Below are 1,134 nucleotides of genomic sequence, written 5' to 3' on the forward strand. Positions count from 1 at the left end.
GAGGTGCGACTTGTCATAGCTGGCGATGATTTCGCCAACGGTATTGATCGCGACCAGCGAATTATAGGGCGGGCCCTGCGGCGCCGCCCCGTCGAGTCCAAAAATCTGCCGTGGCACGCCGGCCAGCAGCGTCGCCCCCTCGGGCAACATGCGCGCAATGCGCGCCAGCGCGTCGGGATACGTTTCGAGGAAGAAGGGCACGCTCGATTCGGGCCAGACCAGATGGGTGATATCGGCCAGGCCCTGATCCGTCGGGTCCATGCGCATGTCCGACAGCATGAGCAGGCGGTCGATCAGCGCCGCCGGGTCCACATTACCGAAATCGGCATGTTCATAGACCATGGGCTGCACCAGCCGGAAGGACACGTCCTGCCGCTCGGTCGAAACATTGCCCGAAAGGCGATTCCACCCATAGGCCAACTGCCCGGCGATTACCGCAAGCGCGAGGAAAAAGGGCAGCAGCCGGCGGCTCATCGGCCGATCGTCTGCCGGCCAGACCAGCGCCGGCGTCATGGCGAGGAGCGGGGCGAGGAAGGTCAGCCCATAGACCCCGATCACCGAGGACAACTGCATCAATTCGTCGGTGCCGGTCAGAGCATAGCCGAGAAGATCGAAAGGGAAGCCGGTGAGCACGTGGCCGCGGGCAAATTCGGCCAGTGCCACGAAAGCCGAGAGCGTCACGATACGCGCCGCGCCATGGCTCCAGAAAAGATGGGCCAGGGCGCTCGCCACGCCCCAGAAAAAGGCGATCAGGGCGGCAAGCGCGGCGATGGCGAAGGGCATGAGCGCCAGCATCCAGCCGCCATCGACAAAAAAGGCCGCGCCCAGCCAGTGGAAGGCGACGAGGAAATAGCCCCAGCCAAAGGCAAAGCCGATGGTGAAGGCCGGCCCGAAGAAGCGTAGCCACCAGACGCGCCTGCGCTCGGCGCCATCGAGCGCCCAGACCCAGAAGGGCATGGCGATAAAGAGCGCGGGCAGCACGAAGAAGGGTGGCACGGACAGACCGGCAATGGCGCCGGCCACGAGCATGATGCCAAAGCGCCGCCAGCCATGGCTGAGCATGGTGGTCTCGGCCAGCCAGGTCACGGGCTGGATCATTTTCGGGGCAGACGCGAATCACGGCACATGCCGGCG

1 protein-coding gene is annotated in these 1,134 nt (G+C 65.0%); it reads right to left on the minus strand.

The window, feature by feature from the left end; translation table 11 throughout:
- On the minus strand, positions 1–1,098 hold a 1,098-nt coding region (lnt, locus tag J0I64_RS03735; protein WP_291406270.1), incomplete at its 3' end, for an apolipoprotein N-acyltransferase.
- Positions 1,099–1,134: the final 36 nt, after the last annotated feature.

The sequence above is a fragment of the Devosia sp. genome (genome assembly GCF_017307565.1).
GTDB lineage: Bacteria > Pseudomonadota > Alphaproteobacteria > Rhizobiales > Devosiaceae > Devosia.